Here is a 26,177-nt window from a genome sequence, read left to right on the forward strand (position 1 = left end):
TGCTTGATGTCGTTGAAAGTCGCCGTCACCGGATCTCAGCGTGGTAGCGGAAGCGATCCGCCGGCCCGCGCGAGCGGCGCCATTCGATCGGCCGTCGCTCCAGATCGAGAGCGAGGCGCTCTATCACGATCAGCGGCGCGTGAGCTTCGAGCCGCAACAATCGCGCCTGCATCTCGTTCGCCATCTCGACCGTCAAGATTTCCTCGGCGGAGACCACGACCTCGCCGCAGCGCTCCTCGTAGAGTGGATACAGCAAGTCGCCGAACTCGGCCGTGTCGATCTCGAGGATCTCGGCGAAACGCGATTGCTGGAGCCATATCTCTTCGGCGAGCAGCGGCACATCGTCGATCAGCCGCAGGCGCGACAGGCTGATCACGGGTTCGCCGGCCGGAATGCGCAGCGCCGATGCCACGGCGGACGTCGCCGGCACGCTCTTGCGCCGGATGATGCGGCTCTTCGGCACGCGCCGCTCGCCGCTTTCGGATTGGAAGCGGAAGAAGCGGAAGAGGGAGGAGTTGAAGCGTGCACGCCGCACGAAGGTGCCGCGGCCCTGCTGCCGCTCCAGCACGGCGTCCGCGACAAGCTGGTCAATGGCCTTGCGCACGGTACCGATGGCGACGCCGTAATGGGCGCCAAGCTCGGCCTCCGACGGAATCGGCTCGCCCGGCCGCCATTCATTGCGGTTGATGCGCGCGGCGAGGTCGTCGCGCAGGCGCTGGTAGCGTGGCAGGCGGTCGTCGCGCGGGGCTGAATTCATATAGTCATATAGATGACTATATGAAAGCGAAGTCAAGCACTACTGAAATACCGATGCACTAGGTAGAGTGACCCGGGCCAGGCTGGCAATCCCAGCAGGCTCACCCGAGCTGAAACACAGCGACCTTCTGCTCGTAACCGCGCACCGTCACCTCGCCAAGCGCGACCGCATCCACGCCGTCGTCGCCCAGCGCCTCGCGCACGGACGCGGAGATGAGGAACTGCGAGCCGAACTCCTTGTTGAGCGCCTCCAGCCGCGAGGCGAAGTTTACGGTGTCGCCGATCACGGTGTATTCCTTGCGCCGGGGCGAGCCGATATTGCCGGCGACGACCTCGCCGAAATGGATGCCGATCCCGATTCTGAGCGGCCAGCTCGTCTGCGCATTGATGTGATCCATCGCGGTCAGCATCTCGCGGCCTGCGGCGACCGCGCGATGCGCGGCATCGGCGGCCTCCAGCGGCGCGCCGAACAAAGCGAGAAAGCCGTCGCCGAGAAACTTGTTCACGATGCCGCCGTTGCGGTCGAGAATATCGACCAGCACCGCGAACGCGCCGTCGAGCCGATCGACGACCTCCTGCGGCGTGCGCGACTGCGCGCCTGCCGTAAAGCCGCGGAAATCGACGAACATCACGGCGACGCGGCGAAGATCGCCCGCCGCGCTCGTCCCCTCCGCCATCAACCGCTCGACCACCTGCGGCGAGACGTGCTGGCCGAACAGATTGGTCACCCGGTCGCGCGCCGTGGCCGCCGCGATGCTCGCGGCAAATTGCCGCCGCAACTGGGCGCCGACCGAGCCCGCCAGTACGCCGCAGATCAGGATCACCAAACTGCGCACGGCATGGAAATAGATCAGCGGTTCACCGTCGTCGCTGACTGAATTGTAATACAGCGCGACAGCCAGGAGTTCGGCCGCGGCGACAAATCCGGTGAAGGTGGACAGCCAGAAATCGAGCCGCAGCGTCGAAAGAATGACGAAGATGAAATAGACCAGGGGCAACACGAAGCCGAGCGCCTGGCTTGCACCCATGCTGCGGATTTGGAGGATCAGGATGAGCGTCGGCAGCGACGTTTCGATAAGGGTGCCGATATAACGCCTGATCACCGGCAGGTCGCGATCAAGCTTGAGGTTTCGCGTGATCTGGCTGTGGACCCAGACCTCGAAGAGCATGAAGCCCGTCACGAGAGCGTATTCGCGGACCATGCCTTCCGTTCCGCGCCAGATCCGGTTCGCGATGGCGGGATCGATCACGAAGGTTGCCGTGAGCAAGACCATCATGATGCAGCCCGTGGCGATCAGCGCCTTCACCCGCAACAGCTCGGTGCGCAGCACCTCGCGCGTCAGCTCCCGCTCGAACTCCTCCGACAAGACGGCTTTCTGCCGGGCTTTCCCGCTGACCAAGCTGACCATTCCACCCCCTCGATTCCAGGGCAGTCTGCCTCAATCCAGCGTGCGGCGGAAGCGCGTCACGGCGATGGTCATGGCGACCAGCATCAGGGCGGCCAGCGCCAGCGTATCGTAACGCAGGTTCTGCATGGTCGCCCCCTTCAGCATGATGGCGCGGACGATGCGCAGATAATGCGTCAGCGGCAGGCATTCGCCGACATATTGCGCCCAGACCGGCATGCCCGCGAACGGGAACATGAAGCCGGACAGCAAGATGCTCGGCAGGAAGAACATCATCGACATCTGCATCGCCTGGAGCTGGTTCAGCACCAGCGTCGAGATCGTGTAGCCAATCGACAGATTGGTGGCGATGAACAGCGTCGAGAGCAGCGCCAGCAGGAGAACGTTGCCGAAGAGAGGCACACTGAACAGCAGCACACCAATGCCGATGATGAGAAAGGCCTGGATGAAGCCGACCAGCACGTAGGGAATGATCTTGCCGAACATCACCTCGACAGGCTTGATCGGCATCGACAACAGGGCCTCCATGGTGCCGCGCTCGACCTCGCGCGTCACCGAGAGCGCCGTGAAGATCAGCATGGTCATGGTGAGGATGGTGCCGACCAGGCCCGGCACGATGTTGAGGCTGGAGTTCGCGGCTGGATTGTAGCGGGCATGCGCGCGGATCTCGAACGGCATTTCCGGGGGATTGCCGATATAGAGATCGTGCGCAAGCGCGGTCTGCACGAGCATACCGAGCGAACCGAGCGCAGCGCTCGCCGCGACCGGATCGGTGGCATCGGCCGCGACCAGCAGCGCCGGCTTGTCGCCACGCCGCACCGCGCGCTCGAAGCCGCGCGGGATCTCGACGCCGAACAGCACCTTGCCGGACTTCAAGAGGTTGTCGAAATCGTCGACGTCGTGCACCTCGTAGATGAAGCGGAAATAGGCGGTGTTCTCCATCGCCTTCAACACCGAGCGGGCGAGGTCGGAATCCTCCTGGAGTAGCACGGCGCTCGGCAGATTGTGCGGCGTGGTGTTGATGGCATAGCCGAACAGCAACAGCTGCATCACCGGCAGCATCACGATCATCGCGAACGAGACGCGGTCGCGCCTGAGCTGGATGAACTCCTTGATCAGCATCGCATAGGAGCGCTTCCAGAAGCCGAAGCGCTCCCGGATTTCATGCGCTGGCGCGGAACGATCGACGGCGCTCATTGCAAACTATCCTTGAAAATTGTCCTTGGAACGGCCCATCAGCTCGATGAACACGTCTTCCAGCGAGGGCGCCGATTTGTGCCAATGCAGACCGCTCTTGTCGCGCCACGGCGCGATGCTGGCTTCGAGCGCGGCAACGTCGCGCCCCGAAACGTGCAAGGAGGTGCCGAACGGCGCCACCATGTCGACACCGGGCTTGCCGGTGAGCGCGCCCGTGAGGTCGTTCAAATCCTCGCCAGTTACGGTGTAGGTCGTGAGCGCAGATCCCGCGATCACCTCCTCCACCGTGCCGCGCGTCAGCAGATGGCCGTAGGCGATGTAGGCGATCTCGTGGCAGCGCTCGGCCTCGTCCATGTAATGGGTCGAGACCAGCACGGTGAGCCCTTCGGCGGCGAGCGCGTGGATCTCGTTCCAGAAATCGCGCCGCGCCTTGGGATCGACGCCGGCGGTCGGCTCGTCCAGCAGCAACAGTTTTGGGCTGGGCAGCGTGCAGGCCCCGAGCGCCAGGCGCTGCTTCCAGCCACCGGAGAGCTCGCCGGCAAGCTGCTCCTCGCGCCCCGACAAGCCGAGCCGATTGATCATGTCGCGTGCCGCGCCGCGTGCGTCGGTGAGGCCATACAGCCGCGCGACGAATTCGAGATTCTCGCGCACGGACAGGTCCTGATAGAGGCTGAAGCGCTGGGTCATGTAGCCGACCTGGCGCTTGATCTTGTCGGCGTCCTTCAGGATGTCGTAGCCGAGGCAGGTGCCCTCGCCACTGTCGGGCGTGAGCAGGCCGCAGAGGATGCGGATGGTCGTGGTCTTGCCGGAGCCGTTCGGCCCGAGAAAGCCGTAGATCGAGCCGCGCTTCACCTGCATCGACAAATCGTGCACGACCTCGCGGCCGCCGAACGATTTGGTCAGGCCCTTGACGTCGATCGCGATATCATTGCCGGCGTTCATCGCTTGTCCGCTACCGGAGTTTTGGGATTGAGATAGACGTTGATCGGTTGCCCCACGCGAAGCGCGTCGGGCCGCGACGGCCGCGCCTGGATCAAATAGACGAGCTTGTTGCGCTCTTCGAGGCTGTAGATCACGGGCGGGGTGTATTCGGCCGAGGTCGCGATGAAATAGATCTTTGCGGTGAGATCGGCGGCGCAATTGTCGCAGGCAACCCGCACCTCGTCACCAATCGACAATTTCGGCAGCTCCGTTTCCGGCACGAAGAAGCGCAGCTTCATGTTGCCCGGCGGCATGATCGAGAGCACCGGCCGCTGCGCCGCCACCATCTCGCCCTCCCGGAAGTAAATCTGCTGGATGGTGCCGGCAACCGGCGCAAAACCCTTGCGCCGAGCCAGTCGAGTCTCCGAGGTCACCACCCGCGCTTCCGCAACCCGCAGGTCCGAGACGGCGGAATCGAGCGACGCCTGCGTACCGGAGCCGGTCTTTCTCAGCGACTCCGCGCGATCATGGGTCTGCTGCGCGTTCGCCAGCGTCGCCTTGGTCTGGTTGAGATCGGCAAGCTGGAGATCGTCGTCGACCGAATAGAGGTGATCGCCGACCTTCACCGTATCGCCCTCGCGGACGTTCAGCTTCGTCACCCGGCCGGCCTCGTCCGGGCTGACATAGATCATGTCGGCCTCGACCCAGCCCTGGAAGCCGGGATCGCGCTTCTCGTTGCAGCCGGCGAGCGCGGTTGCGAGGACCAGAACTGCGACCGAACAGAGGCGCGGCCGATACTGCTGTCGATCCCTCACCCTGAGGAGCCGCGAAGCGGCGTCTCGAAGGGCGAGGAGCCACAGCCGGGCCCGCATCCTTCGAGACGCGCGTTCCGCGCTCCTCAGGATGAGGTGAGAGATGGTTCGCGACGACTTCATGTCGTCCTCCGTTCGCCAAAAATCAAATCGAGGTGGACGCGCAGCATGTCCTGCGCGTCCAGCGGCGCGTGCCGCTCAAACAGGCTCTGCCAGATCACCGCGATCATCGCCGGCGCGACCAGGATCTGCGGATAGCGCGCAAGGTCCCTCTCGCGGATCTCGCCGCGGGCAATGCCGAGCTCGATCAGCGCGCGCATGCCGGCGATCCCGCGCGAGACCACCTCGCGGTAGTAGAAATCAGCGACGGCCGGAAAGCGCGGCCCTTCCGCCACGATCAGGCGGACGAGATCGCCGCGCCTTGTGCCGATGACCTCCTTGAGAAAATTGCCGGCAAAGGTTTCGATCAGATCGCGCACCGAGCCCGTCGGCGGCGGCAATGCGTTCAGCCGCGCCACCACCGGCACGATCACTGTGCGCACGAGCTCCTCGAACATCGATTCCTTGTCCTTGAAGTGCAGGTAGATCGTGCCCTTCGCGACGCCTGCGCGCTTGGCAATGTCGTCGAGCCGCGTCGCGGCAAAGCCGCGTGCGATGAATTCCTCCATCGCCGCCTCGACGATCGCATCGCGCCGCTCCGCCGCGCGCATCGCACGGTTCGACACCGGTACGGCGGCTTCTCCGCCTGCGTCCGGCTTGGGCTTTGGTGTTTTGGCAGTCGCCGCTTTGGTGGGGCTCTTTGTCATCCATTATTTATGACTGACTAGTCAGTCATAGTCAATTGATATTCCGGCTTGGGGCACGCCGACGAATTAGCATTGACTAATGCATTAGCATCTGCTAATTGATCGACATGATCGAAGTCGCCCCCAACCCCGTCACCGCCGTGATCCGCGCCCTCGCCGATCCGACCCGCCGCGCGGTGTTCGAGCGCGTCTTCGACAGTAAGGAGATCAGCGTCGCCGAGCTCACGCGCGGCAGCGGCGTGACGCAGGGGGCGATCTCGCAGCATTTGAAATCGTTGAAGCAGGCGGGCCTCGTCGCCGAGCGCGCCGAGGGCCGCAACGTCTACTACCGCGCCGCCCCGCAAGGCCTCGAGCCGTTGGTCACCTGGATGGATCATTACGGTGTCTTCTGGCGCCAGCGCTTCGAGAACCTGCGTGACCTCTTGAAGGAGATCGACCCGTGAGTGCAGCCGAGTTGAAAGCCGAGACCAAAGATATCGTTCTGGACGACGTCTTCCCTCACACGCCCGAGACGATCTGGAAAGCGCTGACCAGCGCCCAATTGATCGCGCGCTGGCTGATGCCGCCGACCGGCTTCGAGGCCGTCGAAGGCAACAATTTCACCTACCAGACCAAGCCGGGTGGCAACTGGGACGGCGTCATCCATTGCCGCGTTCTGGAGGTCATACCGAACCGGCGCCTCGTCTACGCCTGGAAGGGCGGCGATGAGCGCAACATTGGTTACGGCGCGCCGCTCGATACCGTAGTCACCTGGTCCCTCACCCCGGTCGAATCCGGCACGCGAATCCAGCTGATTCATGCGGGCTTCGTCATGCCGAGGAACGAGAGTGCCTACACCGTCATGAGTGATGGCTGGAAGAAGGTCGTCCGGCAGCTCGACGAAATCAGCGGCGAAGATAAGTAGCGAGACAGTTGAGGAGTGATCACGATGAACAAGGCCTATACCGGCGGCTGCGCCTGCGGCGCGATCCGCTATTCGATTGCCGGCGAGCCCCTGTTCGCCAATCACTGCCAGTGCAGGGACTGCCAGCGTGAAAGCGGCAGCGGCCACGGCTCCTACGCCACCTTCGCGCGCGCTGGCGTCACGGTGACGGGCGAAGCAAAGACATGGGACATGGTCGGCGACAGCGGCAATGTTAAGACGCGCGCCTTCTGCCCCGAATGCGGCCTGGCCGTCTACATGACTTTCGCCGCAATGCCCGACATCTTCACCATCCGCGCCGCAAGCCTCGACGAGCCCGCCCGCTACAAGCCGCAAGTGGTCACCTACGCCGCGCGCGCGTATGACTGGGATCATCTCGATTCCAGCCTGACTAAGTTCGAGACGATGCCGCCGCGCTGAGGCGGAGACCTCAGGCAAAGTCGAGCACCATGCGGCCGTCGATCTTGCCGGCCTTCATTCGCTCGAACACATCGTTGATTTGCGCGAGCGGCACCTTGCTCACCTCGGCGTTCACCTTGCCGTCGGCGACGAACGCAATGGCCTCGTCGAGATCCCTGCGCGTCCCGACGATGGAGCCGCGCACGGTGATGCGCTTGAGCACGACGTCGAAGATCGGCGTCGGGAATTCGCCCGGCGGCAAGCCGACGAGGCTGACGGTGCCCTTCCGGCGCACCATCTTCAGCGCCTGAGCAAAGGCGGCGGTCGAGACCGCCGTCACCAGCACGCCATGCGCCCCGCCCCCGGTTGCGGCCAGCACCTTGTCGACGGCATCGTTTGCGAGCGCGTTGACAGCGAGATCGGCGCCTGTCTCGCGTGCAAGCTTGAGCTTGTCGTCTGCGATATCGATCGCCACAACCTTGAACCCCATCGCCTTGGCATATTGGACCGCGACGTGGCCGAGCCCGCCGACGCCTGAGATCGCAACCCACTCGCCGGGCCGCGCGTCGGTCTCCTTCAGTCCCTTGTAGGTGGTGACGCCGGCGCACAGGATCGGCGCAATCGCGGCGAAGTCGACCGTTGCCGGCAGCTTTGCAGCAAAGGCGGCCGACGCGATGACATATTCAGCGAAGCCGCCATTCACGCTGTAGCCGGTATTGTGCTGGTGCTCGCACAGCGTCTCCCAGCCGGTCTCGCAATATTCGCAAGACATGCAGGCATCGTGCAGCCAGGCAACGCCGACCGCGTCGCCGACTTTCAGGTTTTTCACGCCGGGCCCGAGCGCGGCAACGATACCGGCAGCTTCGTGACCGGGGATGAAGGGCGGCCCAGGCTTCACCGGCCAATCGCCGGAGGCTGCATGTAGATCGGTGTGGCAGACGCCGCACGCTTTCACCTTGACCAGGACTTCGCCGGGACCGGGCTGCGGCACTGGCACGTCTTCGATCACCAGCGGCTTGCCGAATTGTTTGACGATCGCGGCTTTCATGGTCGGCATGTGTCTGCTCCATTGCAATACGCAGAGCAGACTAGCGATGCCGTGCGGTGCGCCCTTGATTGGAGTCAAACAACGCAAATTTATGCGTCGCGAAAACCACCGTGGGCCGGCGCAAGATAAGTGGACGGTGCGTCAGCTATGGAACTTCAGACCGTCAACAATCTTGTCGATCACCTTGCGATCGGCGCGCATCGCGATGCCGACGAGATTGAGATTGGCGCGCGCAACCGCCTTCACGACCTCACGATTGGCGGCATCATGCGTGGTCTTGAACATGTCCTCGGTGTAGACCGCCGGCGTGACATTGCGCGTAAGCGCACGGTCGAGTGCGCGCGACAACGCCGGACCATCGGCACCATAGATCAGGATCGGCTGGCCGATCAGCGCAAGATATTTCGTCGCCGAGGCGTCTTCATAGGCTTCACCGATGCACTCAGGAAAGGCGGCAGCAACGCCGCTCGTCAGGAACGATGCGACATTGAGCTTCTGCCATGCTTCCAGATCGTTGCGAATGACAACGGCAATCTTGGTGTCGAACTGCATGAATTCTCCCAACACATATCCAAGCGTCGGGAAAGAAAAGAAGATTCCTCGCGCGCCGACGGCGGACACGAACGTAACCCGGATTGACCCATCGATCACAGCGCGGAAATTTCAATGGAGATGCGACCGGCAGCGCTTCTCCTCGCGAGTCAAGTAGGGTATACGTCGGCGCTCTGTCACTTAACTGTCATAAAATGTGCATGTCCGAAACTGGCGCAATCAAGCGAGCCCTCGAACCCGTACAACGGCTTGCGAAAGCCATCGGCCATCCGATTCCCGAGGACGGGAACAAATCCAGCAGCTTCGTTGTTCCCGCAGCGCGTGAGGCGCCCAGTTCTGCGCTCCCTGTGAACCAGTCTTCGCACAACGAGTCTTTCCAGGCCCGCCTCTCCGCTGATGAAGCTGGTGCAGAGACGATTGCGCCGGAAACCCCGCCTTCCCGCGAAGCCGCACCACGCGCCACCGAAATCGAACTCAAACTGATCGTGTCTTCCGATCGCCTGGCGGATTTTAACGATGCGCCGATCATCGCGGCGAATGCGCGCAACAAGGGCACGCGCAAGCATCTCAAGGCCGTGTATTACGACACGCCCAAGCGCGCACTCCGGCGTGACGGGTTCAGCTTCAGGGTTCGTCAGAGCGGCGCGCGGTTCACGCAGACGGTGAAGGCCGAATTCGGCAACGATCCGCTGCGCCGTGGCGAGTGGGAGGCAGCCCTCCCGTCGATGGCGCCGGACATCGCGCTGGCCACGCCGCTGGTTTCAGAGAAGCTACGCGCCGATCTCGAACGTCACCCGGTCGAAGCCATCTTCAGCAGCGACATCCACCGGCATCAGCGCCTCGTCGACTTGCCGTCCGGCACCGTCGAGGTCGCCTTCGATCAGGGCCACCTGACATCAGGCGATCGCTCGATGCCGCTCAGCGAGATCGAGTTGGAGCTCAAGAGCGGTAGCCCGTCGGCCATCTGGGAGTTGGCGCTGCGGCTCGCCGAGCATGGTTCGGTGAAGCCTTCGATCCGGACCAAATCGGCGCGCGGATTCGATCTCGCGGTCGATATCCCGCCGCGGGCACCGAAGCCGCCAAAGCTTCGTCTCGATCCGTCGACATCGCTCGACGAAGCCTTTTCCGAGATTCTGCGCTCCTGTCTTTTGCATGTGCTCCAGTCGCTGCCCGCCGCCGAGGACGGTCGCGATCCCGAAGGGATGCATCAGCTTCGCGTCGCGCTGCGGCGCCTGCGCTCCGCGCTCGACCTGATGCGGTCGGCGGTGTCGTTGAGCAAGCTCGACCTGATGCGCGCCGAGACGAAGTGGCTCGCGGGAAATCTCTCCGGCGCACGTGATTGGGATGTGTTTCGGCAGGAGACGTTGCGGACCGTCGCGGATGGCTGTCCGTCGGTCACCGGCTTCGACACGCTGGGTGAGCTCGCCGACGAACGCCGCGCGGCCTGCTATGACAAGGCCCGCCTCGCCCTCGCCGACCGGCGGTGTCAGTATTTTGTCATCGGGCTCGGCGCCTGGATCGAAGCACGCGGCTGGCGCAGCGAGGTTGCTCCCGAGGGTCTTTCGCAACTGGCGGAGCCGGCGATCAATTTTGCACGAAACATCCTGTCGGCGCAGCATGCGAAGGTGCTGAAGCGCGGCCGTCGCTTCAAGTCGCTGCCGACGGAGGAACGGCATCGCGTCCGTCTCGCCGCAAAGAAGTTGCGTTACGTCGCCGACTTCCTGCTCCCGCTCTGCGGGCAGCGCAAATCCGCGAGGCGCTTCTCGCGCCGGCTTGCCGACCTCCAGCAGGAGCTCGGAATCTACAACGACATGGCCACGACGTCGTCACTGCTTGCGGATGTCGACGCGGGATTGACCGGCAGCGGCATGGCCGCGGCGGCGATCGCCGGCTGGCAGGCCCATGCCATGGTCGGCATCGAAGCGCGTCTGCTCAAGGCCTGGTCGGAATTCGCTGGGGCCAAGGCGCCGTGGTCGGTGGACGCGCCGGCGCAACCGGCAAAACTGGTGCAAGCCAACGCGGGATGGCTGCGCTAGCCCTTGATGACTGCGCCAGCCCTTGATGGCTGCGCCAGCCCTTGGTCAACCCTTTTGATCAACCCTTGGCGTCGCAGGCCCAGGCGCGGATCACGCATTCCTTGCCGCCAAATCTGTAGCATTCGCGCGTGGCAGCATTGAGCGTGGCCGAGATCTTCGGTTTCACGGCATAGCCATAGGCGCCGCAGGGATTGGCCATGTCGACTGACATCGCTGCGCAGGCGCGCTTCATCGTCACGGTCGTACAGTCGCCCTTGCACTGCTTCTGCGCGGCAGCACGCGCCTCGTGCTCGGCGCCATAATCATAGGCCTGGCCGTAAGCGCCGCACTTGCCGACTGCAAACGCACCGGCGGCATGGGCTTCGGTGATGTGGCGGGCGCCGGCGACACAAACCGACAGCGCAAAGAAAAACATCGCGCAACGGCGCGCGACGACGTTCGAAACCATGGAAAAGCCCCTCCCCCCAAGGCAGGTGGAGGGGACTCTAAGCGGCGGTCGTTTCCAGATGGTGAACGGGGCGTTGAAACCGGGAGAATTGGGAGGTGCCGTAGGGTAGGCAAAGCGAAGCGTGCCCACCAATTTGGATGATTGCAGCGCAGAGAGATGGTGGGCACGGCGCTTTGCGCCTTTGCCCACCCTACGGCACTACGGCACTACCTGCGTCTCGCCGCCTCCAGCGCTTGCGGCGTGTCGATGTCCAGGAAGGCGCCTTCGCCGTCGACAGGGACTTCGGCGACTGCTTCCGTGTGCTTGGCGATCAGGTGCCGCGCGCCGACGTCGCCGTCCAGCGTCATCAGCTCCTTGAAGAAGCGGCGCGACCACAGCACGGGATTGCCGCGGCGACCTTCGGCTACCGGCACGACGATGAGATTGCCGCGGTCCGGGGCAAAACCGTCGATGAGACGATCGATCAGGCCGGCGTCGATCAGCGGCATGTCGCCGAGACAAACCACAGCGCCATCGCTCGCGTCGGACACAGCCGCGATGCCGGCCTTGACCGAGCTCGCGATGCCGCCGGCGAAATCCGGATTCTTGACGAAATGCACCTTCAGGCCTTGCAGCGCCTGCTCGACCAGCTCGGTCTGATGGCCAGTGACGACGATCACCTCGGATGCCCTGGAGGCCAGCGCCTGTTCGGTCGCGATGCGCACCAGTTTCTTGCCGTCGAGCTCGGCCAGCAGCTTGTTCGGTCCGCCCATGCGGGTCGAGCGGCCCGCCGCGAGCACGATGGCCGCGACATGGCTGTTGCCCTCGATCTCCGGCTTTGCGCGCGGCTGCGGCCGCGTGACGATCTCCATCAGGAGGCCACCGACGCCCATGCCCATCAGCTCGGAGCGCGTCACCTTGATCCCGGCCAAGAGCCGCATCAGCACCCAGTCAAAACCGTTCTCGACCGGCGAACGCGCGCAGCCCGGCGCACCCAGCACCGGCACGCTGCCGGCGCGCGCGATCAGCAGCAGATTGCCGGGGTCGACCGGCATGCCGAAATGTTCGATCTCGCCGCCGATCTCGGTGACGGCCGCCGGGATCACGTCGCGGCGGTCGGCAATCGCCGACGCCCCGAACACGATCACGAGCTCGGCGCCGAGCGCGAGCAATTCCTTGATCGCAGCCGACAGCGCGCGCTCATCATGCTGGACCCGCCGTTCGGCGATGATGCTGGCGCCGGCCGGCGCGAGGCGCTCCGCGGTGACCCGCAGGGTCTTGTCGACCACTTTCGAAGACAGACCCGGCAGCAGCGTCGAGACCACGCCGACACGCTTGATCACGTAGGACGCGATTCTGAGCACGTCCTTGCCAGCGGCCTTCACAGCGGCATCGCGCAAGTCTCCTTCAACGCCGAACGGGATGATCTTGACGGTGCCGACCATCTCGCCCTCGACCACCGGCTTGTAAGCGGCGAGCGTGGCGAAGGTGATGGCCTCGTCGATATTGTTGATGCGGTCGACCGCGGCGCGGTCGATCACCAGCAAACCCGGGCGCGCCGCAAACAGATTGGCGCGGCCAGTGAAGGCGCGCTCGACATGAATGCCCTCGCCGCCGATCGCAAGCGCAATGCTGGCAGCCGCGACGTCCTCGGAGACATCGCCCTCCTCCATCCTCACCACGACGACGTCCTTGATGCCGGCGCGCGTCAGCGCCTCGACCTCGGCAAGCCCGATCGTCGTGCCTTTCTTCAGCACCAGCGGACCCTGACGCAGGGTGTGGACGGTCACCCCGCCGATCGCATCCTTGGGGCTCGCCGGGCCGAACTTCATGCCGCCTCTTCTTTTTCTTTTGGCGGCAGCCGAAGCACTGCCGTGATCTCGGCCATGATCGATACCGCGATCTCGGACGGCGAGACCGCGCCGATCGCAAGCCCGATGGGCGCGTGGATGCGCGCGATGTCGGTGTCCCTGGCGCCCTGCGCCCGCAGCCGGTCGCCACGCTTGGCGTGCGTCTTCCGCGAGCCGAGCGCGCCGATATAGAAGCAGTTGCGCTCGAAGGCGTGCAGCAGCGCGGGATCGTCGATCTTCGGATCGTGCGTCACCGCGACGAAGGCCGTATAGGCATCGACATTGAGCGGCGGCAGCGCGGTGTCCGGCCATTCCACGACCAGGGGAACATCGGGGAAGCGCTCGGGGCTCGCAAAGGCCGTGCGCGGATCGACCACGGTGACGTCGTAGCCGAGCGAGCGCGCCAGCGGCGCGAGCGCCTGGCTGATATGGACCGCGCCGATGATGACGAGCTTTGCGGTCGGCGCGTAGACATTGAGAAACAGCTTCTTGCCGCCGGCCTCGACATTGGCGCTCTTGCCCATGCGAAGCTGCTTGTCCAGCTCGGCGCGCAGCGGATCCTTGGCGAAGTCCGCTGATTTCACCAGGCGCTGCTCGCCGCTCTCGGTGTCGGTCACCAAAATCACCGGCCGGCGCGCGGCGCGCTCGGCATTGAGTTCGTGCAGGATTGCGAGCTTCACGGCTAGCCGACCTTCTCGACGAACACGCGGATGGTGCCGCCGCAGGACAGCCCGACATTCCAGGCGGTCTCGTCGGCAACGCCGAACTCGAGCATCTTCGGCTTGCCGCTCTCGATCACGTCCATGGCTTCGGTGACCACCGCGCCCTCGACGCAGCCGCCGGAGACTGACCCCAGGAATGTCCCCTCGTCGTTGATGACCAGGCTCGAGCCCGCCGGACGCGGGGCCGAGCCCCAGGTCTCCACCACGGTTGCCAGCGCGACGCCACGACCGGCCTTCTGCCAGTCCTCCGCCGCCTTCAGAATATCCTCGTCGCGATCGAGCATGGTTTTGCCTCTCAGGCTGCGGGGCGGATCAGGCTGCGGTGATGCGGCGGCAGCGGCCGGGACAGCGTGGTGATCAGCTCCTGGATCGAACTCAAATTATGTACCGGGCGGAATTCGTCAACGTGCGGGAGCATCATTTTGATGCCCTGAGCCTTGGCCTCGAAGCCGCCGAACCGCAGCAAGGGATTGAGCCAGATCAGCCGCCGGCAGGAGCGGTGCAGCCGGTCCATCTCGAAGGCCAGCTTGGAGTCGGCCTCCCGCTCCAGCCCGTCGGAAATCAACAGCACGATGGCGCCCTGGCTCAGCACCCGCCGCGCCCACAATTTGTTGAAGTTGTGCAGCGACGCCGAGATGCGGGTGCCGCCGGCCCAGTCCTCGACCGCCGCCGAGCAGCTTGCGAGCGCCTCGTCGGGATCGCGCTGGCGTAGCGCACGTGTCACATTGGTGAGCCGCGTGCCGAACAGGAACACCGAAACGCGCTTGCGCGCATCGCCGATGGCATGCAGGAAATGCAGGAACAGGCGGGTATACTCGCTCATCGAGCCAGAGATGTCGAGCAGCGCCACGATCGGGGCCGGCTTCTCGATCCGCCCGAGGCGATGGATGTCGATGATGTCGCCGCCGGTGCGCAAGGACGCGCGCAACGTGCGACGCATGTCGAGCCGCAGGCCGCGCGGATCGGGCTGGTGCCGGCGCGTCAGCAGCTCCGCCTGCGGCAGCCGCATCTTCTCGATCGCGCGGAGCGCCTCGGCGATCTCGGCGGCGCTCATCTGCGCAAAATCCTTCTTCTGAAGGATCTCCTTGTCGGAGACCGACAGGCGCAGATCCTGCTCCTGGTGCTGCTGCGTCTCCGTCATCCGCGGCTGCGTCATCGCCTCCTGGACGCGGCGCGCGGCGGCCGGCGGTTTTTTCTTGGCGCCATCCGGCAGCGGCACCGAATCCAGCATGTGCTTCCACTCTTCGGAGGCACGGAAGAACAGGTTGAAGGCCTGCTTGAAGATCAGCGCATGCTCATGGCGCATGACGAAGATCGACTCCAGCGCGGTGAAGACGTCGGCGCGGCTGCCGATGTCGATCACCTGCAGCGCGTTCATGGCATCGATCACCGCGCCCGGGCCGACCGGCATGCCGGTCGCACGCAGCGCACGGGCAAAGCCGACGATGTTGTCAGCGAATTGCTCGGTCTGCTCGGGCGCCAGGTGGTTGATGGCCATGGTCTCGTATCCATCCCCTTATCATTCCGGGGCGCGCCCTCTTGGGCGCGAGCCCGGAATCCATTCATCCACCGTCGCCGCTGCACAATGGATTCCGGGCTCGCGCTACGCGCGCCCCGGAACGACGAGTTAGACGCGCGGGCGTCAATTCTCGCTCGTCGCTTCCTTCAGCACCTTCTGCAAGGTGTCGCCCTGCATTCGCGTGATGTCGTCCTGGTACTTGAGCAGCGCGCCCAGCGTATCGCCGACCACTTGGGGCGTCAGCGAGCGGGCGTCGAGCTCGGACAGAGCGGTGGCCCAGTCGATGGTCTCGGCGACACCCGGCGACTTGTAGAAGTCCTGGTTGCGCAGCGCCTGCACGAAGCGCACCACCTGCTGCGACAGCTTTGCCGAGATGCCCGGCACGCGCGACTTGACGATCGCGAGCTCGCGGTCGGCGGCGGGATAATCGACCCAGTGATAGAGACAGCGCCGCTTCAGCGCGTCGTGAATCTCGCGGGTGCGGTTGGAGGTGATGATGACGATCGGCGGATGCGGCGCCTTCACGGTGCCGAATTCGGGGATCGTCACCTGGAAGTCGCTGAGGATTTCCAGGAGATACGCCTCGAACGCCTCGTCGGCACGGTCGAGCTCGTCGATCAGCAGCACCGGCGGACCGGCGACGTCGGGCTCCAGCGCCTGCAGCAGCGGCCGCTTGATCATGTAGCGGTCGGCGAAGATGTCGCTCGAGAGCTGATCGCGATCGGTGTCACCGGCGGCTTCCGCCATCCGGATCGCGATCATCTGTGCGGCGCTGTTCCACTCATAGACCGCGGAGGCGACGTCGAGACCTTCATAGCACTGCAGGCGGATCAGCTTCCGCCCCAGCGCAGCCGACAGCACTTTTGCGATCTCAGTCTTGCCGACGCCGGCCTCGCCTTCGAGGAACAGCGGCCGGCCCATGCGCAGCGAGAGATACGTCACCGTCGCCAGCGACCGCTCGGCGAGATAGCCGCGCGAGGTCAAAAGTTCGAGCATCGCGTCGACCGATGCCGGCAAGGTCACTGAAGTCATGAAAGAGCCAGTCTCGCTACGTCCCTACAAGGGACAAGTTTGGCCGAGGTGTGAGGTTCACTCACTCCTTGGCGTTGGCGGCGTCGAGGGCGCGCCGCGTCAGCACGCCGATGAGATGCGCGCGGTATTCAGCGCTGCCATGGATGTCGCTGTTGAGCCCGTCCGCCGGCACCTCGATGCCTTCCAGAGCCTTCGAAGCGAAACGCTTCTTCAGCGCTTCCTCGAACGCCTCGACGCGGAACACACCGTCCGAGCCCGCGCCGGTGACGGCGACGCGCACGTCCGACGGACGCCGCGCCACGAACACGCCGACCAGCGCGTAGCGCGAGGCCTGGTTGCGGAACTTGATGTAGGCCGCCTTCTTCGGCAGCGGGAACATCACCTTGGTGATGATCTCATCGGCTTCCAGCGCAGTCGAGAACAGGCCGTGGAAATACTCTTCCGCCTTGAGGCGGCGCTTGTTGGTGACGATGGTCGCGCCCAGCGCCAGCACCGCGGCCGGATAATCCGCCGTCGGGTCGTTGTTGGCGAGCGAGCCGCCGATCGTGCCCTTGTGGCGCACGGCGGGATCGCCGATCTGGCTGGCGAGATCGGCCAGTGCCGGAATGGCCTCGCCGACGATCGCAGAGCTTGCGACCTCGGCATGCTTGGCGGTCGCGCCGATCACCAGCGAACGGCCCTTCATCTCGATCGTGTTCAGCCCCTCGATATGGGAGAGGTCGACCAGATGCGGGGGGCTCGCGAGCCGCTGCTTCATGACCGGAATCAGCGTGTGACCGCCGGCGATCACCTTGGCGTCTTCGTTCTTCACCAGGAGATTGGCGGCCTGCCGGACGGTCCCGGGGCGATGGTATTTGAATTCGTACATTGGGGTGTCCTGATCGCGGAGGGCGCGCGGTTACGCGAGATCGGATTTCGCCATCGCCTTCGCGCCGGCGGCGATCGAGGCGACGATGTTCTGGTAGCCGGTGCAGCGGCAGAGATTGCCTTCCAGCTCCTCGCGGATGGTGTGGTCGTCGAGCTCGTGGCCCTTGCGATGGACGATGTCGATCGCGGTCATGATCATGCCGGGCGTGCAGAAGCCGCACTGCAGGCCATGGTGCTCGCGGAAGGCCTCCTGCATCGGATGCAGCGGCGCGCCATCGGCGGCCAGTCCCTCGATGGTCTTGACCTCGTGGCCGTCGGCCATCACGGCCAATGTGGTGCAGGACTTCACGGCCTTGCCGTCGAGATGCACGACGCAGGCGCCGCACTGCGAGGTGTCGCAGCCGACATGGGTGCCCGTCAGCCGCAGATTCTCGCGCAGGAACTGCACCAGAAGCGTACGCGGGTCGACATTGCCGGAAACAGGATTGCCGTTCACGATGAGGGAGATTTTTGCCATAAGCACTCTCTATCAGCGCCCCGACGGGTCCCGTCGAAGCGGTTCTTTTTATAATTATTCCAACCCATCATATGGACCATTATCGCCGGGGGCAATATTGCCCCGGGCGCAAGGTGCCATGACGAAAAGCACTATGCTCAAGGTATTTGGGCGTTCAGCCCTGTACCGCCTTGGCGAAATTCGCGAAAAACTCGTCGGCCAGCTTCTTGGCCGTGCCGTTGATCAGGCGCTGGCCAAGCTGCGCCAACTTGCCGCCGATCTGCGCCTCGACGTCATAGGACAACAGCGTGCCGCCGTCCTTCTCCGCGAGCTTGACCACCGCGCCGCCCTTGGCGAAGCCGGCGACCCCGCCCTCGCCCTCGCCGGAGATCTTGTAACCGTTCGGCGCGTCGAGATCGCTCAGCGTCACCTTGCCCTTGAAGCGCGCCGAGACCGGGCCGACCTTCATCTTTGCGGTGGCGCGGAAGCCGCCGTCATCGGTCTTCTCCAGCTCCTCGCAGCCGGGGATGCAGGCCTTCAGCACCGCGGGATCGTTGAGCTTCTCCCACACAGCCTCGCGCGGCGCCGCAAGCTGGACTTCGCCGTTCATTGTCATGGCCATGGGGCTTCTCCCGGGATATCAGACTTGGATCGCATCAGAATAATAATGCTCAAGTAACGCACGGAGGCCGCAAAGGAAAGAGCAGCCCCCCGGTCACGTGCAATGCATATTCGCACCTGCAAAATGTCTGGTGCGGTCGGTCAGGGATTGGCAGAGCCGAAGCATGGTGATTAGGTCCGGCGCAACATGAGCACAGCCCTCTCCCCCCTGCTTGCGCCGATGCTGTCGAGCGCAGCCATGCGTGCCGTCTGCGACGACCGGTCCACGCTCCAGAACATGCTCGATTTCGAGGCAGCCCTGGCCCGGGCCGAGGCGGCCACGGGCGTGATTCCGAAGGCTGCGGTGGGCCCGATCGAAGCCGCCTGCAAGGCTGATTCCCTCGATATGGCTGCGCTGGCCGAGGCCGCGACCCGGTCGGGCAATCTCGCGATCCCCCTGGTCAAGATGCTGACCGCCAATGTCGGCAAGGCCGACAGCGAGGCCGCGCGCTACGTGCATTGGGGTGCGACCAGCCAGGACGTCATCGACACCGCGACCATGCTGACGCTGCGTGCTGCAATCGACGCGCTGGATGTCGACCTCAGCCGCGCCATCAAGGGCTTTGCTGCACTCGCCCGCGGCCATCGCAACACCGCGATGGTGGCACGGACCTGGCTTCAGCATGCGCTGCCGATGCCGTTCGGATTGAAGGTCGCCGAATACGCCGCGAGCCTCGCCCGCGCCCGCTGCCGTCTGCGGCGGCTCCGCCGCGAAGGCCTCGCCCTGCAATTCGGCGGAGCCGCCGGCACGCTCGCCGCGCTCGGCGACAACGGGCTCGACGTGGCCGAAGGGCTGGCACAGGAGCTGAACCTGCCGCTCCCCGAAGCGCCCTGGCATACCCATCGCGACCGCATCGCGGAGGCCGCCTCACACTTTGCGATTCTCGCCGGAAGCTGCGGCAAGATCGCGCGCGACGTCTCGCTGATGATGCAGACCGATGTCGGCGAGGCGTTCGAGCCCGCCGGCGAAGGCCGCGGCGGCTCCTCGACCATGCCGCACAAGCGCAACCCGGTCGCAGCCGCAAGCGCCCTCGGCTGCGCGACCATGGCGCCGCAGCTCGCCGCGACGATTTTGGCAGCCCAGGTGCAAGACCACGAGCGTAGCGCCGGCCCCTGGCATGCGGAATGGCCGACGCTGCCGCAATTGATGCTGGTCACCTCGGGCGCGCTCGCGGCCGTCGTGGACATCGCGGAAGGGCTGGAGGTCGATGCCGTGCGCATGCGCAGCAATCTCGATGCAACACACGGGCTGATCATGGCGGAAGCCGTCACCTTTGCGCTCGCCGACAAGATCGGCAAGAGCGATGCCCATCATCTCATCGAGGCCGCGAGCAAGCGCGCGGTTGCCGAGAGGAAACATCTGCGCGAAATTCTCGCCGCCGATTCGCAGGTCACTGCGCATCTGACGCCTGAGAAAATAACGGCATTATTTGAGCCGATGGCCTATCAAGGGGCCTCGCAGGCCTTGATCGACCGGCTGCTCGACAGCCTCGACCGCGAATAGATACGGAGACGCCGCATGCCCATGATCGATGCCGACGGTTGCCTGATCAACGTCTCCGTCGAGGGCCGCGACGGCGGGCCGACCCTGATGCTCTCCAATTCGCTCGGCTGCACGCTGCAGATGTGGGAGCCGCAGATGAAGGCGCTGACGCAGGTGTTCCGCGTCATCCGCTACGACCGCCGCGGCCATGGCAAGTCCAACGTTCCGCCCGCCCCCTATACGCTGGAACGCTTCGGCCGCGACGTGCTCGCGATCCTCGACGATCTCAACATCGAGAAGGTGCATTGGTGCGGCCTGTCGATGGGCGGCATGGTCGGGCAATGGCTGGGCGCGAATGCGCCGGAGCGCTTCGGCAAGCTCATCCTCGCCAACACTTCCTGCTACTATGCCGAGCCGACCAAATGGCTGGAGCGCATCGACGCCGTGAAGAAAGGCGGCATCGCCGCGGTCGCCGATGCCGTGATCGCGGGCTGGCTGACGCAGGATTTTCGCGAGCGTGAGCCCGACATCACCGCCAGGATGAAGGCGATGCTGCTCGCCACCCCGGTCGAAGGCTATCTGGCCTGCTGCGAGGCGCTCTCAACGCTCGACCAGCGCGCCCTGCTGCCTGACATCAAGAGCCCGACACTGGTGATCGCCGGCCGCCACGACATGGCGACGCCGATCTCCGCTGGCGAACTGATCCGCTCGAACATTCCCGGCGCTAGCATGACCATCATCGACGCCGCTCACATTTCCAATGTCGAGCAGCCGCACGCGTTCACCGACGCAGTGGTGGGATTCCTGACGCAACGCTGATTGCTATCGTCGTCATTCCGGGACGCCTCGAAGAGGCGAACCCGGAATGACTGATCCGGAGGAAACAACATGGACGACCAGAAGCGCCGCGATGCCGGCATGAACGTGCGCCGAAAAGTGCTGGGCAATGCCTGGGTCGACAAGTCGATCGCCAACCGTAACGCCTTCAACACCGACTTCCAGGACATGATCACACGCTACGCCTGGGGCGAGATCTGGACGCGGCCGCATTTCGACGAACGCACGCGGCGGGTTCTGGTGATCGGCACCATGGTCGCGCTCGGGCAATGGGACGAATTCCGCCTCCACGTGCGCGCGGCGCTGGCCGAGGGCAGCTTCAACCCCGACGACATCAAGGAAATTTTGTTGCAGCAGGCGATCTATTGCGGCGTGCCGGCGGCAAACCACGCCGTCAAGGAGGCCTCAGCGATTGTGCAGGAGCTCGGCCTGCTCAAGACCTAGCGGCGCGGTGTCCGCGACGTCGACGATCTTTGGCGCAGCCGCCGGCCGCTCGATTACGAGCACGACCGCCGCGCCGAGCAGCAGCAGAAGCTCGGTGGCATGCAGCCGAAGCGCGGCCATCTCGGCGACCTTCGAGGCCATCACCATGCTCACAAACGAGATCACGCTGCCGATCGCCAGCGCAATGCCAAGCGCCTCGTCGCTGGCCCCGCTCTTGCGGGTGCGCGGAATGGCAAGCAGCGCGAGATAGATCGCGAAGAACGCCACCACGGTCAGCCGTCCGAGCGCCAGCAGCCAGGCGGCACGCACCGTGCTGATGCCGGACATCTGAAGCTGATCGCTGAGGAACAGCGCCACCGCGACGCTCGGCCGCTCATAGAGGCCGTGCACCGGCGCCACCATGATGTTGAAGGCGACCATCGTCCATGCCGGAATGAAATAGGCCGCCAGCAACGCGCCGTTGACCGAGCCGATCCGCCAATTCCTGAACATGCCGCTTCCCGCTTCGCCTGCCACCCGCGCCTTCGACGGAAGGCTTTGCCGGGAGCTAACTCGCATCGGACTGTGGCGGCAATTTAAACCCTTTGTTTACCTTAATCGCCCGGCTGGCCGGTTCATCCAATGAAAAAGGCCCCGCTTTTCGCCGGGGCCAGCTTCACTTCACAACCCTTGGTTCTCATCGGGCTCCCTACTTGTCCTGACCGTGCTGGCCGCCCTGCTGCTGGCCGGGCTTATCGCCCTGGCGCATCGGGTCGTCCTGCTGCTGCTGTCCGGGTTTATGCCCGCCGCCCTGCTGCTGCCCTGGGCGCTGCTGGCCGGGGCTCTGGTTTTGCTGGCCCGGATTCTGGTTCTGCTGCTTCGGCATGGGGAACTCCCTTGTTGGACGTCAGTGGAAGCTAACAGCCTGCAGCCGATTTGGTTGCTGTGCGGAACCGGGTTCCTCGCAGTTGCGGGAACTGGGATATGAGATCCATAGCCGAAATGATCTCTGTACAAGCCTTTATGCCAAGGCATGGCCAGTTGCAGCCACCAGTTCCCTCCTGTTACAAAACCGTTAGAACGCTCAAGGGCTGCCGGGGCCCGAGAAGAAACTTAAACACTCTCTCGAAGACCTCCCTTTGCGTCGCGTCAGGTTTGGGTAACGGCAGCCTATGGATTATTTCGCCCAGCAGCTCATCAACGGCCTCGTGCTCGGTTCCATCTACGGCCTGATCGCGATCGGCTACACGATGGTCTACGGCATCGTCGGCATGATCAATTTCGCCCATGGCGACATCTTCATGATCGGCGGCTTCATCGCGCTGATCACCTTCCTGATTCTGATATCGCTCGGCCTGACCGCGATCCCGGTGATCCTGCTGGTCGTGCTGCTGGTCTCGATGGCGATCACTGCGCTCTATGGCTGGACCATCGAGCGCATCGCCTACCGCCCGCTGCGCCATTCCTTCCGCCTCGCACCGATGCTGTCGGCGATCGGCATGTCCTTCGTGCTGACCAACTACTCGCAGGTGGCGCAAGGAGCGCGCGTCAAGCCGATCCCACCCTTCATCATCGGCGGCTACACGCTGCATGAGAGCGCAGACGGCTTCGTGATTCAGCTCTCCAACATCCAGATCATGGTGGTCCTCACCACCATCGCCCTGCTGGGGATCTTCACCTGGCTGGTCTCCCGCACACGGCTCGGCCGTGACATGCGCGCCTGCGAGCAGGACCAGACCATGGCGGCGCTGCTCGGCGTCGACGTCGACCGCACCATCTCCATGACCTTCGTGATCGGCGCCGCGCTCGCCGCGGTCGCCGGCCTGATGTATCTGCTCTATTACGGCCTGGTCGATTTCTTCATGGGCTTCGTCGCCGGCATCAAGGCCTTCACCGCCGCCGTGCTCGGGGGCATCGGCTCACTGCCCGGCGCCATGCTCGGCGGGCTCGCGATTGGCCTGATCGAGACGTTCTGGTCAGCCTATTTCTCGGTCGAGTACAAGGACGTCGCCGCGTTCTCGATCCTGATCGTCGTGCTGATCTTCATGCCGACCGGCCTGCTTGGCCGTCCCGAAGTCGAAAAAGTCTGACGGACCGCCCCGCGTGACAGCCATCCCGCACGAGACCACCAAAGCACGTCGCACCGCCGGCATCCCCTTCCTTCTGAAAACCGCCTTCATCAACGCACTGATCGCGCTGGTGCTGTTCTCGCTGATGATCGGCATCCGCACCGAGGCAGGCTCCGACGGCCAACTGACCTACTGGACGCGCTTCGGCGATCTCGCATCCATCGTCGCCGCGGTCTTCGGCGGCTCGATCGTGATCGAGCTGCTCAGGCAATGGATCGGCCCGACCGGTGCCGAGAAGCTGGTGCCGCCCTCGGTGCAGAGCGGAATGTCGTTCATCGGCCGCTACGTTGCGCCCGCGCTCCTCATCTTCACGCTGCTGGTGCCTGTCATCTTCTATGACCAGCGCTATATCCTCGACCTCGCGATCCTCGTGCTCACCTATGTGATGCTGGGCTGGGGCCTCAACGTGGTGGTCGGGCTCGCGGGCCTGCTCGATCTCGGCTACGTCGCCTTCTACGCGGTCGGAGCCTACTCCTACGCGCTGCTCGCCACCAATTTCGGCTGGTCGTTCTGGGTCTGCCTGCCGCTCGCCGGCATCCTTGCCGCGTTTTGGGGCATGCTGCTCGGCTTTCCCGTGCTGCGGCTGCGCGGCGACTATCTCGCCATCGTCACGCTCGCCTTCGGCGAGATCATCCGTCTCGTCATCATCAACTGGCAGAGTCTGACCGGCGGTCCAAACGGCGTCTCCGGCATTCCCCGTCCCACTTTCTTCGGCATTCCGCTCGACAACAGCGACGACGGGCTGGCTGCAAAACTCGGCATCGAGTACTCGCCGACCCATCGCATCGTCTTCCTGTTCTATTTGATCCTGGCGCTGGCGCTGCTGACCAACTGGGTCACGATCCGCCTGCGCCGCCTGCCGATCGGCCGCGCCTGGGAGGCGCTGCGCGAGGATGAGGTCGCCTGCCGCGCGCTCGGCATCAACACCACGACCACCAAGCTCACGGCGTTCGCAACGGGCGCCATGTTCGGCGGCTTTGCCGGCGCGTTCTTCGCGACCCGTCAGGGCTTCATCAGCCCGGAATCCTTCACCTTCCAGGAATCGGCACTGGTGCTCGCCATCGTCGTGCTCGGCGGCATGGGCTCGCAGCTCGGCGTCGCGCTCGCAGCGCTTGCCATGATCGGCGGCTTCGAGCTGTTCCGCAGCTTAGAGACCTACCGCATGCTGGTGTTCGGCATGGCCATGGTGCTGATCATGATCTGGCGGCCGCGCGGTCTGATCGGCCATCGCGCGCCGACCGTGTATCTGACCAAGGCGAATGCCATCTCCTCCGACCTCGTCAAGGAGGGACACGGATGAGCGGTGAGCCAATTCTCAGCGTCGACCGGCTCACCATGCGTTTCGGTGGCATCGTCGCCGTGCAGGACCTGTCGTTTGCGGCCGAACGGAAAAAGATCACCGCGCTGATCGGGCCGAACGGCGCCGGCAAGACCACCGTCTTCAACTGCATCACCGGCTTCTACAAGCCGAGCGGCGGCAGCATCCGCCTCGCCCACGACGACGGAAAGGTGATCGCGCTGGAGCGGCTGAACGATTTCCGCATCGCCAAACAGGCCAAGGTCGCCCGCACCTTCCAGAACATCCGGCTGTTTCCCGGCATGACGGCGCTCGAGAACCTGATGGTGGCGCAGCACAATGCCTTGATGCGCGCCTCTGGCCTCACCTTCCTCGGCCTGATCGGCGTGCCCTCCTATCGCACCGCCGAGAAGCGCGCGATCGAGCTTGCAACCGAATGGCTCAAGCGAGTCAATTTGCTCGACCGCGCCGACGACGCCGCCGGCAATTTCGCCTATGGCGACCAGCGCCGGCTCGAGATCGCGCGCGCAATGTGCACCGAGCCTGCCCTTCTGTGCCTGGACGAGCCTGCCGCCGGCCTCAACGCGCGCGAGAGCGCTGGGCTCAGCGAGCTCCTGCTGTCGATCCGCAACGAGCTCGGCACCTCGATCCTCCTGATCGAGCACGACATGTCTGTGGTCATGGAGATCTCCGACCACATCGTGGTGATGGACCATGGCCTGAAGATCGCGCAGGGCACGCCGCGAGAGGTCCGCGACGATCCCAAGGTGATCGCCGCCTATCTCGGCACCGACGAGGAAGAGGCTGCGGCCGTGATGGAGAGTGGGTCGTGACGCCGGCGTCCACTCCCCTGCTCGCGATTCGCGGCTTGCGCGCCGCCTACGGCAAGATCGAGGCGCTGAAGGGCGTCGACGTCGCGATCAATGCCGGCGAGATCGTCGCGCTGATTGGCGCCAACGGCGCCGGCAAATCGACGCTGATGATGACGATCTTCGGCAAGCCGCGCGCCCGCTCGGGGCAGATCCTGTACGAAGGCCGCGACATCACCGACGTACCGACCCACGAGATCGCGCACTTACGCATCGCGCAGTCGCCGGAGGGCCGCCGCATCTTTCCGCGCATGAGCGTGGCGGAAAACCTCCAGATGGGTGCGGACGCCACCGAATGCACCGATGCGGAGCGCGAGGCGACGCTGGAGCGCGTGTTCACGCTGTTTCCGCGGCTGAAGGAGCGCTACGTCCAGCGCGGCGGCACGCTGTCCGGCGGCGAGCAGCAGATGCTGGCGATCGGGCGCGCCCTGATGAGCCGCCCGCGCCTGCTCATGCTCGACGAACCCTCGCTCGGGCTCGCACCGCTGATCGCCCGCCAGATCTTCGACGCGATCCGGACCCTGAACCGGCAGGACGGCCTGACCGTCCTGATCGTCGAGCAGAACGCCAACCATGCGCTCAAGCTCGCCCATCGCGGCTACGTCATGGTCAATGGCCTGATCACGCTTGCCGGAACCGGCGCCGAGTTGCTGCAGCGCCCTGAGATTCGCGCCGCCTATCTGGAAGGCGGCCGCCACGGCTAGCGCCCGC

The 26,177-nt window shown here is 64.6% G+C and carries 30 protein-coding genes; 11 read left to right on the top strand and 19 right to left on the bottom strand.

Features of this window, described 5'->3' with window-relative positions; genetic code table 11:
* Nucleotides 1–25: 25 nt before the first annotated feature.
* The 6 genes from YUA_RS0132780 to YUA_RS45820 form a co-directional block, all read right to left on the bottom strand.
* Nucleotides 26–757 (bottom strand): GntR family transcriptional regulator, encoded by a 732-nt coding sequence (locus YUA_RS0132780; RefSeq protein ID WP_027534472.1) that lies wholly within the window; start codon nucleotides 755–757, stop codon nucleotides 26–28.
* Between the two features lie 100 nt (nucleotides 758–857).
* Nucleotides 858–2,165 (bottom strand): adenylate/guanylate cyclase domain-containing protein, encoded by a 1,308-nt coding sequence (locus YUA_RS0132785; protein ID WP_027534473.1) that lies wholly within the window; start codon nucleotides 2,163–2,165, stop codon nucleotides 858–860.
* Between the two features lie 30 nt (nucleotides 2,166–2,195).
* Nucleotides 2,196–3,359 (bottom strand): ABC transporter permease, encoded by a 1,164-nt coding sequence (locus YUA_RS0132790; protein ID WP_027534474.1) that lies wholly within the window; start codon nucleotides 3,357–3,359, stop codon nucleotides 2,196–2,198.
* 6 nt (nucleotides 3,360–3,365) lie between these two features.
* Complete coding sequence (locus YUA_RS0132795) at nucleotides 3,366–4,301, bottom strand: ABC transporter ATP-binding protein (RefSeq protein ID WP_027534475.1); 936 nt, start codon at nucleotides 4,299–4,301, stop codon at nucleotides 3,366–3,368.
* Entirely contained in the window at nucleotides 4,298–5,215 is a 918-nt protein-coding gene (locus tag YUA_RS0132800) for an HlyD family secretion protein (RefSeq protein WP_245285318.1), read from the bottom strand. The genes YUA_RS0132795 and YUA_RS0132800 overlap by 4 nt, the downstream gene beginning before the upstream one ends.
* Nucleotides 5,212–5,898: a TetR/AcrR family transcriptional regulator gene (locus YUA_RS45820; RefSeq protein ID WP_027534477.1), complete on the bottom strand. Its 687-nt coding sequence runs from the start codon at nucleotides 5,896–5,898 to the stop codon at nucleotides 5,212–5,214. Before YUA_RS45820 ends, YUA_RS0132800 begins: the two co-directional genes overlap by 4 nt.
* A gap of 107 nt (nucleotides 5,899–6,005) precedes the next feature.
* On the opposite strand from YUA_RS45820, the gene YUA_RS0132810 reads away from it, so the two are divergent.
* Genes YUA_RS0132810 through YUA_RS0132820 form a run of 3 tightly spaced genes read left to right on the top strand, consistent with a single transcriptional unit; the run spans nucleotide 6,006 to nucleotide 7,240 of the window.
* Nucleotides 6,006–6,341 (top strand): helix-turn-helix transcriptional regulator, encoded by a 336-nt coding sequence (locus YUA_RS0132810; RefSeq protein ID WP_027534478.1) that lies wholly within the window; start codon nucleotides 6,006–6,008, stop codon nucleotides 6,339–6,341.
* Nucleotides 6,338–6,802 (top strand): SRPBCC domain-containing protein, encoded by a 465-nt coding sequence (locus tag YUA_RS0132815; protein WP_027534479.1) that lies wholly within the window; start codon nucleotides 6,338–6,340, stop codon nucleotides 6,800–6,802. Before YUA_RS0132810 ends, YUA_RS0132815 begins: the two co-directional genes overlap by 4 nt.
* A gap of 24 nt (nucleotides 6,803–6,826) precedes the next feature.
* A complete protein-coding gene (locus YUA_RS0132820; protein WP_027534480.1) occupies nucleotides 6,827–7,240 on the top strand; it encodes a GFA family protein in 414 nt (137 codons plus the stop codon).
* A 10-nt stretch (nucleotides 7,241–7,250) separates the two neighbouring features.
* Here YUA_RS0132820 and adhP read toward each other — a convergent pair whose 3' ends face one another.
* Nucleotides 7,251–8,276, bottom strand: coding sequence for an alcohol dehydrogenase AdhP (gene adhP, locus YUA_RS0132825; RefSeq protein ID WP_027534481.1), 1,026 nt, complete (start codon nucleotides 8,274–8,276; stop codon nucleotides 7,251–7,253).
* A gap of 132 nt (nucleotides 8,277–8,408) precedes the next feature.
* Nucleotides 8,409–8,819, bottom strand: coding sequence for a DUF2000 family protein (locus YUA_RS0132830; protein ID WP_027534482.1), 411 nt, complete (start codon nucleotides 8,817–8,819; stop codon nucleotides 8,409–8,411).
* A gap of 194 nt (nucleotides 8,820–9,013) precedes the next feature.
* On the opposite strand from YUA_RS0132830, the gene YUA_RS45825 reads away from it, so the two are divergent.
* A complete protein-coding gene (locus YUA_RS45825) occupies nucleotides 9,014–10,855 on the top strand; it encodes a CYTH and CHAD domain-containing protein (protein WP_156947422.1) in 1,842 nt (613 codons plus the stop codon).
* 58 nt (nucleotides 10,856–10,913) lie between these two features.
* On the opposite strand, the gene YUA_RS0132840 is transcribed toward YUA_RS45825, so the two are convergent.
* The 9 genes from YUA_RS0132840 to YUA_RS0132880 all read right to left on the bottom strand — a co-directional run bounded on the left by YUA_RS0132840 (nucleotide 10,914) and on the right by YUA_RS0132880 (nucleotide 18,390).
* Nucleotides 10,914–11,303, bottom strand: coding sequence for a DUF4189 domain-containing protein (locus YUA_RS0132840; RefSeq protein WP_027534483.1), 390 nt, complete (start codon nucleotides 11,301–11,303; stop codon nucleotides 10,914–10,916).
* A 206-nt stretch (nucleotides 11,304–11,509) separates the two neighbouring features.
* Nucleotides 11,510–13,114, bottom strand: coding sequence for an NTP transferase domain-containing protein (locus YUA_RS0132845; RefSeq protein WP_027534484.1), 1,605 nt, complete (start codon nucleotides 13,112–13,114; stop codon nucleotides 11,510–11,512).
* Nucleotides 13,111–13,812: an XdhC family protein gene (locus YUA_RS0132850; protein WP_027534485.1), complete on the bottom strand. Its 702-nt coding sequence runs from the start codon at nucleotides 13,810–13,812 to the stop codon at nucleotides 13,111–13,113. Before YUA_RS0132850 ends, YUA_RS0132845 begins: the two co-directional genes overlap by 4 nt.
* 2 nt (nucleotides 13,813–13,814) lie before the next feature.
* The gene (locus YUA_RS0132855) at nucleotides 13,815–14,138 is read right to left on the bottom strand and encodes an XdhC family protein (RefSeq protein WP_008564652.1); all 324 of its coding nucleotides are present in this window, start codon (nucleotides 14,136–14,138) and stop codon (nucleotides 13,815–13,817) included.
* Between the two features lie 11 nt (nucleotides 14,139–14,149).
* On the bottom strand, nucleotides 14,150–15,352 hold the full coding sequence (locus YUA_RS0132860; RefSeq protein ID WP_027534486.1) for a VWA domain-containing protein: 1,203 nt from the start codon (nucleotides 15,350–15,352) through the stop codon (nucleotides 14,150–14,152).
* 144 nt (nucleotides 15,353–15,496) lie between these two features.
* Nucleotides 15,497–16,405: a MoxR family ATPase gene (locus tag YUA_RS0132865; protein WP_027534487.1), complete on the bottom strand. Its 909-nt coding sequence runs from the start codon at nucleotides 16,403–16,405 to the stop codon at nucleotides 15,497–15,499.
* A gap of 61 nt (nucleotides 16,406–16,466) precedes the next feature.
* Nucleotides 16,467–17,273 (bottom strand): xanthine dehydrogenase family protein subunit M, encoded by an 807-nt coding sequence (locus YUA_RS0132870; RefSeq protein WP_027534488.1) that lies wholly within the window; start codon nucleotides 17,271–17,273, stop codon nucleotides 16,467–16,469.
* A 30-nt stretch (nucleotides 17,274–17,303) separates the two neighbouring features.
* Complete coding sequence (locus YUA_RS0132875; RefSeq protein WP_027534489.1) at nucleotides 17,304–17,789, bottom strand: (2Fe-2S)-binding protein; 486 nt, start codon at nucleotides 17,787–17,789, stop codon at nucleotides 17,304–17,306.
* Between the two features lie 154 nt (nucleotides 17,790–17,943).
* The gene (locus YUA_RS0132880; protein ID WP_027534490.1) at nucleotides 17,944–18,390 is read right to left on the bottom strand and encodes a carbon monoxide dehydrogenase subunit G; all 447 of its coding nucleotides are present in this window, start codon (nucleotides 18,388–18,390) and stop codon (nucleotides 17,944–17,946) included.
* 186 nt (nucleotides 18,391–18,576) lie between these two features.
* Between YUA_RS0132880 and YUA_RS0132885 the strand changes: the two genes are divergently transcribed.
* The 3 genes from YUA_RS0132885 to YUA_RS0132895 all read left to right on the top strand — a co-directional run bounded on the left by YUA_RS0132885 (nucleotide 18,577) and on the right by YUA_RS0132895 (nucleotide 21,192).
* Nucleotides 18,577–19,932: a 3-carboxy-cis,cis-muconate cycloisomerase gene (locus YUA_RS0132885; protein WP_027534491.1), complete on the top strand. Its 1,356-nt coding sequence runs from the start codon at nucleotides 18,577–18,579 to the stop codon at nucleotides 19,930–19,932.
* A 15-nt stretch (nucleotides 19,933–19,947) separates the two neighbouring features.
* Entirely contained in the window at nucleotides 19,948–20,730 is a 783-nt protein-coding gene (gene pcaD / locus YUA_RS0132890) for a 3-oxoadipate enol-lactonase (protein ID WP_027534492.1), read from the top strand.
* Nucleotides 20,731–20,799: 69 nt separating this feature from the next.
* Nucleotides 20,800–21,192, top strand: a complete 393-nt coding sequence (locus YUA_RS0132895) for a carboxymuconolactone decarboxylase family protein (protein WP_027534493.1) — start codon at nucleotides 20,800–20,802, stop codon at nucleotides 21,190–21,192.
* Here YUA_RS0132895 and YUA_RS0132900 read toward each other — a convergent pair.
* Both YUA_RS0132900 and YUA_RS51310 read right to left on the bottom strand, forming a co-directional pair.
* Entirely contained in the window at nucleotides 21,154–21,684 is a 531-nt protein-coding gene (locus YUA_RS0132900) for a hypothetical protein (protein ID WP_027534494.1), read from the bottom strand. The genes YUA_RS0132895 and YUA_RS0132900 overlap by 39 nt on opposite strands.
* Nucleotides 21,685–21,880: 196 nt before the next feature.
* Entirely contained in the window at nucleotides 21,881–22,057 is a 177-nt protein-coding gene (locus tag YUA_RS51310; RefSeq protein ID WP_198029547.1) for a hypothetical protein, read from the bottom strand.
* Between the two features lie 286 nt (nucleotides 22,058–22,343).
* On the opposite strand from YUA_RS51310, the gene YUA_RS0132910 reads away from it, so the two are divergent.
* From YUA_RS0132910 to YUA_RS0132925, 4 genes are read left to right on the top strand one after another with little or no spacing between them, the layout of a single operon-like run.
* Nucleotides 22,344–23,261 (top strand): branched-chain amino acid ABC transporter permease, encoded by a 918-nt coding sequence (locus tag YUA_RS0132910; RefSeq protein WP_027534496.1) that lies wholly within the window; start codon nucleotides 22,344–22,346, stop codon nucleotides 23,259–23,261.
* 13 nt (nucleotides 23,262–23,274) lie between these two features.
* Nucleotides 23,275–24,600 carry a high-affinity branched-chain amino acid ABC transporter permease LivM gene (livM, locus tag YUA_RS0132915; protein ID WP_027534497.1) on the top strand — a complete coding sequence of 442 codons (1,326 nt, stop codon included), beginning with the start codon at nucleotides 23,275–23,277 and terminating at the stop codon, nucleotides 24,598–24,600.
* Nucleotides 24,597–25,430: an ABC transporter ATP-binding protein gene (locus YUA_RS0132920; RefSeq protein ID WP_027534498.1), complete on the top strand. Its 834-nt coding sequence runs from the start codon at nucleotides 24,597–24,599 to the stop codon at nucleotides 25,428–25,430. Before livM ends, YUA_RS0132920 begins: the two co-directional genes overlap by 4 nt.
* Complete coding sequence (locus YUA_RS0132925; RefSeq protein WP_027534499.1) at nucleotides 25,427–26,170, top strand: ABC transporter ATP-binding protein; 744 nt, start codon at nucleotides 25,427–25,429, stop codon at nucleotides 26,168–26,170. The genes YUA_RS0132920 and YUA_RS0132925 overlap by 4 nt, the downstream gene beginning before the upstream one ends.
* Nucleotides 26,171–26,177 lie beyond the last annotated feature (7 nt).

The organism is Bradyrhizobium sp. WSM3983, assembly GCF_000473045.1.
GTDB lineage: Bacteria > Pseudomonadota > Alphaproteobacteria > Rhizobiales > Xanthobacteraceae > Bradyrhizobium.

What these genes read in the sequence shown, in the direction of transcription:
- YUA_RS0132780 (WP_027534472.1), bottom strand. Translation starts at nt 757, where the DNA reads ATGAATTCAGCCCCGCGCGACGACCGCCTGCCACGCTACCAGCGCCTG.
- YUA_RS0132785 (WP_027534473.1), bottom strand. Translation starts at nt 2,165, where the DNA reads ATGGTCAGCTTGGTCAGCGGGAAAGCCCGGCAGAAAGCCGTCTTGTCG.
- YUA_RS0132790 (WP_027534474.1), bottom strand. Translation starts at nt 3,359, where the DNA reads ATGAGCGCCGTCGATCGTTCCGCGCCAGCGCATGAAATCCGGGAGCGC.
- YUA_RS0132795 (WP_027534475.1), bottom strand. Translation starts at nt 4,301, where the DNA reads ATGAACGCCGGCAATGATATCGCGATCGACGTCAAGGGCCTGACCAAA.
- YUA_RS0132800 (WP_245285318.1), bottom strand. Translation starts at nt 5,215, where the DNA reads ATGAAGTCGTCGCGAACCATCTCTCACCTCATCCTGAGGAGCGCGGAA.
- YUA_RS45820 (WP_027534477.1), bottom strand. Translation starts at nt 5,898, where the DNA reads ATGACAAAGAGCCCCACCAAAGCGGCGACTGCCAAAACACCAAAGCCC.
- YUA_RS0132810 (WP_027534478.1), top strand. Translation starts at nt 6,006, where the DNA reads ATGATCGAAGTCGCCCCCAACCCCGTCACCGCCGTGATCCGCGCCCTC.
- YUA_RS0132820 (WP_027534480.1), top strand. Translation starts at nt 6,827, where the DNA reads ATGAACAAGGCCTATACCGGCGGCTGCGCCTGCGGCGCGATCCGCTAT.
- adhP (WP_027534481.1), bottom strand. Translation starts at nt 8,276, where the DNA reads ATGCCGACCATGAAAGCCGCGATCGTCAAACAATTCGGCAAGCCGCTG.
- YUA_RS0132830 (WP_027534482.1), bottom strand. Translation starts at nt 8,819, where the DNA reads ATGCAGTTCGACACCAAGATTGCCGTTGTCATTCGCAACGATCTGGAA.
- YUA_RS45825 (WP_156947422.1), top strand. Translation starts at nt 9,014, where the DNA reads ATGTGCATGTCCGAAACTGGCGCAATCAAGCGAGCCCTCGAACCCGTA.
- YUA_RS0132840 (WP_027534483.1), bottom strand. Translation starts at nt 11,303, where the DNA reads ATGGTTTCGAACGTCGTCGCGCGCCGTTGCGCGATGTTTTTCTTTGCG.
- YUA_RS0132845 (WP_027534484.1), bottom strand. Translation starts at nt 13,114, where the DNA reads ATGAAGTTCGGCCCGGCGAGCCCCAAGGATGCGATCGGCGGGGTGACC.
- YUA_RS0132855 (WP_008564652.1), bottom strand. Translation starts at nt 14,138, where the DNA reads ATGCTCGATCGCGACGAGGATATTCTGAAGGCGGCGGAGGACTGGCAG.
- YUA_RS0132860 (WP_027534486.1), bottom strand. Translation starts at nt 15,352, where the DNA reads ATGGCCATCAACCACCTGGCGCCCGAGCAGACCGAGCAATTCGCTGAC.
- YUA_RS0132865 (WP_027534487.1), bottom strand. Translation starts at nt 16,405, where the DNA reads ATGACTTCAGTGACCTTGCCGGCATCGGTCGACGCGATGCTCGAACTT.
- YUA_RS0132870 (WP_027534488.1), bottom strand. Translation starts at nt 17,273, where the DNA reads ATGTACGAATTCAAATACCATCGCCCCGGGACCGTCCGGCAGGCCGCC.
- YUA_RS0132875 (WP_027534489.1), bottom strand. Translation starts at nt 17,789, where the DNA reads ATGGCAAAAATCTCCCTCATCGTGAACGGCAATCCTGTTTCCGGCAAT.
- YUA_RS0132880 (WP_027534490.1), bottom strand. Translation starts at nt 18,390, where the DNA reads ATGGCCATGACAATGAACGGCGAAGTCCAGCTTGCGGCGCCGCGCGAG.
- YUA_RS0132885 (WP_027534491.1), top strand. Translation starts at nt 18,577, where the DNA reads ATGAGCACAGCCCTCTCCCCCCTGCTTGCGCCGATGCTGTCGAGCGCA.
- pcaD (WP_027534492.1), top strand. Translation starts at nt 19,948, where the DNA reads ATGCCCATGATCGATGCCGACGGTTGCCTGATCAACGTCTCCGTCGAG.
- YUA_RS0132895 (WP_027534493.1), top strand. Translation starts at nt 20,800, where the DNA reads ATGGACGACCAGAAGCGCCGCGATGCCGGCATGAACGTGCGCCGAAAA.
- YUA_RS0132900 (WP_027534494.1), bottom strand. Translation starts at nt 21,684, where the DNA reads ATGTTCAGGAATTGGCGGATCGGCTCGGTCAACGGCGCGTTGCTGGCG.
- YUA_RS51310 (WP_198029547.1), bottom strand. Translation starts at nt 22,057, where the DNA reads ATGCCGAAGCAGCAGAACCAGAATCCGGGCCAGCAAAACCAGAGCCCC.
- YUA_RS0132910 (WP_027534496.1), top strand. Translation starts at nt 22,344, where the DNA reads ATGGATTATTTCGCCCAGCAGCTCATCAACGGCCTCGTGCTCGGTTCC.
- YUA_RS0132920 (WP_027534498.1), top strand. Translation starts at nt 24,597, where the DNA reads ATGAGCGGTGAGCCAATTCTCAGCGTCGACCGGCTCACCATGCGTTTC.